The organism is Parabacteroides sp. AF48-14 (assembly GCF_003477465.1).
Lineage (GTDB): Bacteria > Bacteroidota > Bacteroidia > Bacteroidales > Tannerellaceae > Parabacteroides > Parabacteroides acidifaciens.
Genome location: NZ_QUDI01000004.1, coordinates 147,245 through 157,574 on the forward strand (window position 1 = coordinate 147,245; position 10,330 = coordinate 157,574).

A 10,330-nucleotide genomic window follows, 5' to 3' on the forward strand; every position below is an offset into this window, starting at 1 on the left:
TTACTCCATTATCTTTTTTAATAAATTCTTCATGCTTACCTTTTCGGAGATAATCTCATGCAGCTTGTCGATGCTGACACGTTCCTGTTCCATCGTATCGCGGAAGCGGATCGTGACACAGTTATCCTTCAAAGTATCGTGGTCAACTGTAATACAGTACGGGGTTCCGATAGCATCCTGGCGGCGGTAGCGTTTGCCGATAGAATCCTTTTCATCATACTGGCAACGGAAGTCGAAGCGCAGCATATTGACGATCTCTTCCGCCTTTTCGGGCAGACCGTCTTTCTTCACCAACGGCAATACGGCCAACTTGATAGGAGCCAGCGCTGCAGGCAATTTCAGTACGACACGTGTTTCGCCGTTTTCCAGCGTTTCTTCACAATAAGAACCGGCCATCACACTCAGGAATACGCGGTCGACACCGATAGAGGTTTCGATTACGTACGGCGTATAGCTCTGGTTCAGTTCCGGATCGAAGTATTGTATTTTCTTGCCGGAGAACTTCTCGTGCTGGCTCAGGTCGAAGTTCGTACGGCTGTGGACGCCTTCCACTTCCTTGAAGCCGAACGGCATTTCGAATTCGATATCGGTAGCGGCATTGGCGTAGTGCGCTAACTTTTCGTGGTCGTGATAGCGATATTTCTCGTTACCCAATCCCATAGCCTGATGCCATTTCAAGCGGGTCGATTTCCATTTCTTGAACCATTCCATCTCTTCGCCCGGACGAACGAAGAACTGCATCTCCATCTGTTCGAACTCGCGCATACGGAAGATGAACTGGCGGGCGACGATCTCGTTACGGAAAGCCTTACCGATCTGTGCGATACCGAAAGGAATCTTCATACGGCCTGTCTTCTGCACATTCAGGAAGTTCACGAAAATACCCTGTGCCGTTTCCGGACGCAAATAGATCTTGGAAGCTCCTTCGGCAGTCGAGCCCATTTCGGTCGAGAACATCAGGTTGAACTGGCGCACATCCGTCCAGTTACGTGTTCCGGAGATCGGGCAAACGATTTCGCAATCCAGGATCAGCTGGCGCAGGTCCTCGAAGTTGGAGTCATTCATATCTTTTGAATAGCGTTCGTGGATTTCGTTCCACTTAGCCTGGTGTTCGAGTACGCGTCCGTTGGTTGCACGGAACTGGGCTTCGTCGAAAGCGTCGCCGAATTTCTTGGCAGCCTTGGCAACTTCCTTATTCATCTTTTCCTCGATCTTTGCCAGATGGTCTTCGATCAGCACATCGGCGCGATAACGTTTCTTCGAATCTTTGTTATCGATCAGCGGGTCGTTGAATGCGTCAACATGGCCGGATGCTTTCCAGATAGTCGGATGCATAAAGATAGCGGAGTCGATGCCGACAACGTTTTCGTGCAACAGTGTCATGCTGTCCCACCAATATTTCTTTATATTGTTTTTCAGCTCTACGCCGTACTGTCCATAATCATAGACTGCACCTAAACCATCATAAATCTCTGAAGAGGGGAATACGAAACCGTATTCTTTACAGTGCGAAACTAACTTCTTAAATACATCTTCTTGTGCCATAATAATAATTTGCCAATTAATCAATTTGCCAATATGCCAATCTAAACCATCCCGTGCAACCTGCCAATTCTCATTGGCATATTAGCACATTGGCACATCGGCATATTATTTAAGGTTGCAAAGTAAATGATTTTTTCGGTAATCTGTAGCATTTTCAGCCGCTTATAAAGATATTTATGATGAAACGTCACAGAAGAGATGCCTTTTTCTCCCCGGCCGGGAGAAAACAGATGAAAAAGTTTCACCTGTTCCTTCGGGCTGAAACTTTAGTTTCATCGGCATGAAACTTTTGTTTCACGGGCAAGAAACTTTAGTTCCGTCGCTGAAACTTTTTATTTCATGCCGACGGAACTAATTTATCAAAGGGCTTCCTTGATGATTTCGCCTACGGTCGGGTGCGGGAAGACAATGGCCTCAGTTCGTCCGCCTTCATGCCCTTTTCGATGGCGATGCCGGCAATCACAATCAGTTCGGAAGCCGGATTACCCAACAGGTGGGCGCCGACGATCGTTTCGTCTTCGGCCAGGATCAGCTTGCAGACGCCGTTGCCTTGTTCGTTTTCGGCAACAAAGCGGCCGGAGAACGCCATCGGGATTTTCTTTACGGTGTAAGGAGTTCCTTCGGCTTGCAGTTCTTCTTCCGTCTTGCCGACACCGGCTATTTCAGGATTGGTGTAGACAACGCCCGGTATCGCCTTATAGCTCATGCCGCGGTTCTTGCCTAAAAGATGGTCGACAGCCACTTCCGCCTCGCTAACAGCTGTATGCGCTAATAGGGAGAAAGCTGTGATATCGCCACAGGCATAGACGTTCGGAATGGAAGTCTGCATATATTCGTTCACCTTGATGCCACTGCGGAAGGGTTCGGGCGCCAGTGTTTCCAGGCCGAATCCTTTGGTTACGGGACGACGGCCGACGCTCAACAGGACCTTTTCTCCCCGGACGACGAATGTCTCGCCGTCTTTCTCGACCGTCACACCCTCGGCACTTACGGCTGTCACCTTGTGTCCTAAATAGAACTTAATGCCGCGTTTGGCGTATTCGGCCTGTAGCATTTCGGACAGTTCCCTGTCCATCGGGCCGAGAATCTTATCCAGCATTTCGACCACGTGCACTTCCGTTCCCATGCTGTTGAAGAACGAAGCGAACTCCATGCCGATCACACCGCCGCCGATAATCACTAACGATGCGGGCAGCTCTTTAGACTGAAGGGCTTCGCGGCTTGTCCAGTATTCCGTCTCCGCCAATCCGGGAATCGGCGGGATAACGGTTTCCGAACCGGTACAGATCAGCAGGTTGGCGGCTTCATAAACCGTTTCTCCGCAGGCGATAGAGATAGTTCCGTCGGCTGCACGTCCTTTTATTTCGGCCTCGCCGCTGACAACTTCCACACCGTGTTCCTTCATCTTCATGCGGATACCGGCTGTCAGCTTTTTCACCACTTTATTCTTACGGGCGACAATCTTCGCAAAATCGAAAGTCGGGTTCTCCGCACTCACCGCATATTTGGGCGCGTGTTTGATCGTATCATACACTTTGGCAGAATAGAGCAGCGTCTTTGTCGGCACACAGCCTTCATTCAGACAAACACCGCCTAACGCATTCTTCTCAAAAAGCAAGGTAGACAAACCACCTGCAGCCGCTTTTTCAGCAGCTGTATAACCGGCGGGACCGCCTCCGATTATGGCAACATCGTATTTCATGTTCTCAGATTTAATTAAGTTTTATATTGGGATTAATTTCTAATAATTTATCGATAAATGCTTGCCCTTCTTTCGGATAAAAGCAACTGCTTCTCTCCTTGCCATTCTCCATCCAAGTATAGAAGATGCGGTAACCGCCTTTTCTAAGCTGTTCTATACGAGTGATAAAGGATATTTGGATGATGCCATTCAGGTTGCCGGTATCTGCAATATAGTATGGAGTACAAGCTATAAATAAAGGAGCAAGCATGCTCAGACTGCAAAGGAAAGCTCTCAGCCAGTCTCCATACCAAATACCCATAAACTGACATGCGCCCCATAATACAACCGCGAGCACAATCAACCAGTACACCATGGGATTCCTGAAATCTCTTTTAAACTTAGTTTCATACTCGATTAGATTTACATTACTACCTCAATCAAATCATCGGCTCCTTAATCCGGATCCCCGGGTTATGCTTCCGCAACAGCTTAAGGAAGTCCTGTTTATTTACGGGAGAAATCAGCAGCCATTGCACGTCTCCCTTATAAATAATCAGCCGGTCCAACGACAGGGCATAACTCGAAACAGGCATGACCGTCACTTCCACAGCACTGATCTCCGAAATGGGAATCCGTTTTTCCGGGAAGAGGCTGCAATGGGCAATCAGATAACCATCGTCAGTCACCTTATACCAGGTCGACAACAACATATGCACGCACTCTAACGTAAACAACAGCAGCACGATCATCGTGACGGGAGACTTGCCGCCGACAAAAGCAAAAACAGTGCTTGCAGCCATTACAAACAGTATCAGATGATACCACCAACCAACTTTCGATTTAAAGACTCTGTCCATTATCCTGAATTTTGGCGAAAGATAATCATTTTATTTCTTTTGGCGATCGGGGGAATAGAAAATGCGCCGCTACTTCTCAGTAACAGCGCATCCACTTAAACCGGTCAAACAATTCCAAATAAGGAATATATCTTTTCTTTACTTTACGACTTCGAGGACAGTATAATACTGCAACTGGTCGTTGTTGTTATACTGTTCGTTCTTGACGACACCGACATTCGGCGCATACCATTCATATCCGTAGCCTTCGATCGTTTCTTTCGGAGAGCGGGATTTGATTTTATACTTTACTTTCGTGCAGTCGAACGTGCCGGCAGGAGTCGTCACCTGTTCCGTTGTCACATATTCGCGGTCGTAGATAGACACGTTCTTGCGATCCTTACGGTTCTTCTTCGAATAGATCTGGATGTAGGCATCATCGAAATAGACATCGTCAGCGTTGCCGGAAGGAGCGTTTGCCACACTCGGATAGTTGAGGACTGCATCTGTCGCCTCCACATCAGACTGCACGGTGGAGACAAAGGACGGGTTGGACAGGACTTCTTTCATGTCCATAAAGAACTCGCCGTTCTGACAGAAAGCCTCCAGGTCGCCCTTGTCGTAGACTGTCCCGGCATTGTTCTGAAACACGTAATCGGCTTCCACTTCAAGGCCGGAAGGGATGTTTTTCACTTCGTCGACGGTGTAAGTCATCACACTCTGCAGGTTCCCTTTTGCATCGTAGCCTTTTTTCACGAGCTGCGTGCCTTTGGTCTGCGGGAAAAAGAACGTACAATCCTGAGCCATCGCACCGGCTGCAAACAGCAGGGCCAGCGCACTCAATATTACTTTAGACTTCATATTTTAAAACGTTTAAGTATTAATAATTAGCAGGATATCCAATGCCCCAATAGAACAGGGTTCCTTTCTGAGATGTTTACGCCGGGAAGTTTAAAATATCAAAAGAATCGGTAATACGGACTATTTTGCACGAAAGCAGCCATTTCAAGGTACAACCAAATAAGTTAATTCCTAACTTTGTCAGCCACAAAGGATATAAACTATGGTACAACAATTCGATTTCTTAGTGATCGGTTCCGGTATCGCCGGCATGAGCCTCGCTTTGAAGGTAGCCGATAAGGGGAAAGTAGCCATCATCTGCAAGACAGAGTTGGAGGAAGCGAACACTTACTTTGCACAGGGAGGTATCGCTTCGGTTACAAACCTGCTGGTAGACAACTTCGACAAACATATTGAAGACACAATGATTGCCGGCGACTGGATCAACGACCGGGAAGCCGTGGAAATGGTCGTGCGTAACGCTCCCGACCAGATCAAGGCACTCATCGACTGGGGCGTGAACTTCGACAAGAAAGAGAACGGCGAGTTCGACCTCCACCGCGAAGGAGGACACTCCGAGTTCCGCATCCTGCACCACAAGGACAACACCGGCGCCGAGATACAACTAAGCCTGATCGAAGCAATCAAGAGACATCCCAACATCACGATATTCAACCATCATTTTGCGGTAGAGATCATCACGCAGCACCACCAGGGCATCATCGTCACCCGCTACACGCCGGGCATCAAATGCTATGGCGCATACGTCCTGAACGAAGACACCGGCAAGGTGGAAACCTTCCTGTCTAAAGTGACGGTCATGGCAACAGGCGGTTGCGAAGCCGTTTACCGCAACACGACCAATCCGCTTGTGGCTACCGGCGACGGTATCGCAATGGTCTATCGTGCCAAAGGCGCTGTCAAGAACATGGAGTTCATCCAGTTCCATCCGACTGCCCTCTTCCATCCGGGCGACCGTCCCTGCTTCCTCATCACCGAGGCGATGCGTGGTTACGGCGGCGTTCTGCGTACGTTGGACGGAAAAGAGTTTATGCAGAAATATGACAAACGCCTGTCCTTAGCTCCGCGTGATATCGTGGCCCGTGCCATCGACAACGAGATGAAACTCCGGGGCGATGATCATGTCTATTTAGATGTGACGCATAAGGACCCGGAAGAGACGAAGAAACATTTCCCGAATATCTATAAGAAGTGCCTCAGCATCGGCATCGACATCACAAAAGATTATATCCCGGTAGCTCCGGCCGCCCATTACCTGTGCGGCGGTATCAGTGTCGACCTGAACGGCCAGTCCAGCATCCGCCGTCTGTATGCGATCGGCGAATGTTCGTGCACCGGCCTGCACGGAGGAAACCGCTTGGCGTCAAACTCGCTGATCGAAGCAGTCGTATATGCCGATGCAGCCGCCAAACATATCCTGAGTGTCCTCGAACGCTACGACTTCAACACCGATATCCCCGAATGGAACGACGAAGGCACGATCTCGACCGAAGAGCGTGTACTGATCACCCAGAGTATGAAGGAAGTGAACCAAATCATGGAATCGTACGTCGGTATCGTCCGCAGCAACACCCGTCTGACCCGTGCCTGGAACCGCCTGGATATCCTGTACGAAGAGACGGAAAGCCTCTTCAAGCGTTGCAAGGCTTCCAAAGAGCTGTGCGAATTGCGTAACATGATCAACGTCGGCTATCTGATTACGCGCCAGGCGATGGAACGTAAGGAAAGCCGTGGCTTGCACTATACGATTGACTATCCTCCGGTAAAGAAGGAATAAACACATCTTCTATTATGGAAAAGCCCTATTTATTATTATTCTTTTTACTCTTCTCTGTTGCCTGTTCAACAGAGAAGAAGTATGAAGCCTGCCAACTAAAGCAGACAGATAAGACTTTATCTTTCCCGATCGATCCGGACACGAAAAACAATTTCAATATCTATTCGATCTATAAAGACAAAGACGGAAAAGAGTATTTTACGTTCCAGAATTATGATAACAATACGATCCACTTCCACGACCTGAAGCAGCAAAAGCAAGCATTTAGAATAAATCCGCCCCGGGAAGGCAGTAACGGTGTCGGGAGAACATTCGGTTATTATATCCAGAACCTCGACAGTATCTATGTCTTCAGTTGGGTTGAACATGAGCTGTATCTCATCAATAAAGACTGTGTGCTTCTCGACAAACAAAGTTACCCGGAACATAACTCATCCTGTTTCATGGCCACCGCCGCCCAACTGCCGGTACGCCTCGGGCGCACTTTATATACCTGTATCGAACCGAACCGTTGGATCGAACATGATCGTGTCACCGTTGCAATCGATATGGATACAAAAGAAAGTAAAGCGCTCCCTTTCGACTATCCCGACTATCCCGGATCGGAAGTGAAACTAAAGAAGTATGGCATGGAAGGCAGTTACAGCCGTTGCTATGACGGCGAACGTTTCGTTTACTCCTTCCATTACGACGAGAATATCTATGTTGCCACTCCCGAACACGACTCGATACGGAAAGTCCCGGTCAAAAGTAAATACTTCGATAAGGTACAACTGCCGGACGAGCTTACCGCAAGTCCTGAAGACTTTTGTGTAAACGCCTGGTATAACAACCTGCTGTACGATCTACCGGGAAGTGTATTACCGGATCGCTTACCCGCCTCGACTTTGGATAAAGGCGTCCGGTCGATGGAACTCATCCAATTCGGTCGCAAGAACTTCAGCATCATCATTCTCGACAAGGATTTCCGTATTGTCGGAGAAACACTCTTCCCCGACAACACTTATAATCCCGGAATCATGTTCGTACGTCCCGAAGGGGTATATATTTCCGACAGCCATTTTCTGAATCCGCAGTTCAGCGATGATATTCTTAGTTTCCGGATGTTTGAATTGGTAGAAGAATAAAGCGTATCTTTGCCATACAAGCAACATACACAGGAATATAAACCGAAAAACACAAAAAAGATGGACAAACGAATCTTACTGCCTCTGGCACTCCTTCCCGCCTTCCAAGCAGGAAACATCCAAGCTGCCGACCAACCCGCCAAACGACCGAACATCATCCTCTTTATGGTTGACGACATGGGTTGGGAAGACACCTCCCTACCTTTCTGGACAGAAAAGACACATTATAACGAATTGTACGAGACTCCCAACATGGAACGCCTTGCCCGACAGGGAGTCATGTTCACACAAGCCTATGCCAGCAGCATCAGTTCCCCGTCCCGTTGCAGCCTGATCACCGGGACGAATGCCGCCCGCCACCGTGTCACCAACTGGACACTTCAAAAAGACAAGACAACCGACCGCAAAGACAGCCTGCTGGACATCCCTGACTGGAACTACAACGGTGTCAGCCAAGTTCCCGGAACCAACAACACCTTCGTCGGCACCTCTTTCGTCCAGCTACTGAAAAATAGCGGCTATCACACTATACACTGCGGGAAAGCCCACTTCGGAGCCATCGACACTCCGGGCGAAGACCCGCACCACTGGGGATTCGAGGTCAACATAGCCGGCCATGCCGCCGGTGGACTGGCAAGCTATTTAGGCGAAGAGAACTACGGGCATACGAAGGACGGCCGCCCGACCTCCCTCATGTCCATCCCCGGCCTCGAGAAATATTGGGGCACGGAGACATTCGCCACCGAAGCCCTGACACTCGAAGCGATCAAGGCCCTCGACAAAGCGAAGAAGTACAACCAGCCGTTCTATCTCTATATGTCGCACTACGCCATCCATATCCCGCTGAACAAGGACATGCGTTTCTACGACAAATACAAAAAGAAAGGTATGACCGACCACGAAGCCGCCTACGCCACCCTGATCGAAGGAATGGACAAGAGCCTGGGCGACCTCATGGACTGGCTCGAAAAGAACGGCGAGGCAGACAATACGATTATCATCTTCATGAGCGATAACGGCGGCCTGGCCTCCGAATCAGGCTGGCGTGACGGTCCGTTGCATACGCAAAACTATCCGCTGCTGAGCGGGAAAGGTTCCCTCTGCGAAGGAGGCATACGCGAACCGATGATCGTCAGCTGGCCGGGTGTAGCCAAACCGGATACCCGCTGCGACAAATATCTGTTGATAGAAGACTTCTACCCCACTATCCTGGAAATGGCAGGCGTAAAAGATTACCAAACGGTGCAACCCATCGACGGCGTCAGCTTCGTCCCCCTGATCACCGGCACAGGCGATCCCTCCGACGGCCGTTGCCTCTACTGGAACATGCCGAATAACTGGGGCAATGACGGTCCGGGTATCAACTTCAACTGTGCCATCCGCGACGGCGACTGGAAGCTGATCTACTACTACGGCACCGGCAAAAAAGAGCTCTTCAACATCCCCGCCGACATCAGCGAAAAGAACGACCTCAGCACCCGCCACCCCGAAATCGTCAAACGCCTCTCCCAAAAACTCGGCTCCTACCTCCGCCAGGTAGACGCCCAACGCCCTTCCTTCAAGGCAACGGGAAAGAGTTGCCCTTGGCCGGATGAGAGATAAAGAAGTCGAAAAACAGTAACAAAACAAAGAAAAGAATCAATCAAAGTTGTATTTATATATAACATTTCATATATTTGCCCATGAAAAAGATAATCGCATATAAAGGGTATTACCCGGATTTTATGTCTAAGCTGTCAGAACAAGAACGCAAAAAAATAAGGCAAGCGTTATTGCTATTTGAAACAGAAGATAAGATACCAAGCCATTACATCAAATACATAAGAGACGGAATTTATGAATTTCGGGTAAACTATGGCCATAATGAGTTTCGTATCTTTTTCATTTATGACGGAGATACAATAGTCGTGTTATTCAACTGCTTCAAGAAGAAAACACAGAAAACTCCTAATAGCGAAATAGAAAAAGCGATCAAATTAAAAAATGAATATTATGAGCAAGAATGATGAAATCTATGATGTAAGTGCCGAACTCGCAAGAGAATTTGGAGAAGTAGGCACTCCTGAACGGGAGAAAGCCGTAGAAAAAGCATGGGAAGAATACAATGCTCAAATCCTGTTGGATGCCCGCAAGAATGCAAGATTAACGCAAGCAGAACTCGCCAGGCGTATCGGAGCAGACAAAGGTATATTTCAAGAATCGAACGAGGATTGACCATACCCACCGTTTCAACCCTATACCGCATAGCCGCAGCAATGGGGTTGACAGTGGAATTGCGTCCGATGTGACGTAAATCTCACAAGTATAAAGTTTGTAAAGAGAGCTTCTTAGCAAAGAGGCTCTCTTTTTATGTAAGGAAAGCTATGTTGTTGCGCTTAAAGGAAAGACAACAAAAAAAGGGCATCCTCTCGGACGCCCTTTCTCATTCAATACTAAAACTCTCTTATATATGGATTAGTATACATTTACCTTGGTAACAATCGTATTGCCGGCATTGGTT

Annotated in this window: 8 protein-coding genes and 2 pseudogenes; 5 read left to right on the forward strand and 5 right to left on the reverse strand. The window is 48.4% G+C overall.

Annotated features, from left to right (window positions below):
• From DW083_RS03395 to DW083_RS03415, 5 genes and pseudogenes are all read right to left on the reverse strand, one after another.
• Positions 1 to 1,545, reverse strand: coding sequence for a glycine--tRNA ligase (locus DW083_RS03395; RefSeq protein ID WP_122331418.1), 1,545 nt, complete (start codon positions 1,543 to 1,545; stop codon positions 1 to 3).
• 359 nt (positions 1,546 to 1,904) lie between these two features.
• Positions 1,905 to 3,247 (reverse strand): annotated as a pseudogene (gene lpdA, locus DW083_RS03400) (dihydrolipoyl dehydrogenase).
• 10 nt (positions 3,248 to 3,257) lie between these two features.
• On the reverse strand, positions 3,258 to 3,602 hold the full coding sequence (locus DW083_RS03405; protein WP_122331419.1) for a hypothetical protein: 345 nt from the start codon (positions 3,600 to 3,602) through the stop codon (positions 3,258 to 3,260).
• 64 nt (positions 3,603 to 3,666) lie between these two features.
• Positions 3,667 to 4,086 (reverse strand): PH domain-containing protein, encoded by a 420-nt coding sequence (locus DW083_RS03410; protein ID WP_122331420.1) that lies wholly within the window; start codon positions 4,084 to 4,086, stop codon positions 3,667 to 3,669.
• 138 nt (positions 4,087 to 4,224) lie between these two features.
• Positions 4,225 to 4,926 (reverse strand): hypothetical protein, encoded by a 702-nt coding sequence (locus tag DW083_RS03415; protein ID WP_122331421.1) that lies wholly within the window; start codon positions 4,924 to 4,926, stop codon positions 4,225 to 4,227.
• A gap of 202 nt (positions 4,927 to 5,128) precedes the next feature.
• Between DW083_RS03415 and nadB the strand changes: the two genes are divergently transcribed.
• From nadB to DW083_RS03440, 5 genes and pseudogenes are all read left to right on the forward strand, one after another.
• Positions 5,129 to 6,703 carry an L-aspartate oxidase gene (nadB, locus tag DW083_RS03420; protein WP_122331422.1) on the forward strand — a complete coding sequence of 525 codons (1,575 nt, stop codon included), beginning with the start codon at positions 5,129 to 5,131 and terminating at the stop codon, positions 6,701 to 6,703.
• Positions 6,704 to 6,717: 14 nt separating this feature from the next.
• Positions 6,718 to 7,830 (forward strand): DUF4221 family protein, encoded by a 1,113-nt coding sequence (locus DW083_RS03425; protein ID WP_122331423.1) that lies wholly within the window; start codon positions 6,718 to 6,720, stop codon positions 7,828 to 7,830.
• Positions 7,831 to 7,890: 60 nt separating this feature from the next.
• On the forward strand, positions 7,891 to 9,432 hold the full coding sequence (locus tag DW083_RS03430; RefSeq protein WP_122331436.1) for a sulfatase: 1,542 nt from the start codon (positions 7,891 to 7,893) through the stop codon (positions 9,430 to 9,432).
• 80 nt (positions 9,433 to 9,512) lie between these two features.
• Positions 9,513 to 9,836: a type II toxin-antitoxin system RelE/ParE family toxin gene (locus tag DW083_RS03435; RefSeq protein ID WP_115498575.1), complete on the forward strand. Its 324-nt coding sequence runs from the start codon at positions 9,513 to 9,515 to the stop codon at positions 9,834 to 9,836.
• Positions 9,823 to 10,118: pseudogene (locus tag DW083_RS03440) on the forward strand (helix-turn-helix domain-containing protein). Before DW083_RS03435 ends, DW083_RS03440 begins: the two are co-directional and overlap by 14 nt.
• Positions 10,119 to 10,330 lie beyond the last annotated feature (212 nt).